Annotated in this window: 1 rRNA gene; it reads left to right on the top strand. The window is 51.0% G+C overall.

The features are described from left to right. Positions 1-255 (top strand): 23S ribosomal RNA (locus J1779_RS25810); the annotation flags it as partial.

Genomic DNA, 255 nt, shown 5'->3' with positions numbered 1-255 from the left:
CCGGCGAGGGGAGTGAAATAGAACCTGAAACCGTGTACGTACAAGCAGTGGGAGCCTACTTTGTTGGGTGACTGCGTACCTTTTGTATAATGGGTCAGCGACTTATATTTTGTAGCAAGGTTAACCGAATAGGGGAGCCGTAGGGAAACCGAGTCTTAACTGGGCGTCAAGTTGCAAGGTATAGACCCGAAACCCGGTGATCTAGCCATGGGCAGGTTGAAGGTTGGGTAACACTAACTGGAGGACCGAACCGAC

The sequence above is a fragment of the Rahnella rivi genome, from assembly GCF_019049655.1.
In the GTDB taxonomy this organism is placed as follows: Bacteria; Pseudomonadota; Gammaproteobacteria; order Enterobacterales; family Enterobacteriaceae; genus Rahnella; species Rahnella rivi.
Note: the sequence above shows the minus strand (reverse complement) of the source record. Positions and strands in the feature narration are given on the sequence as shown.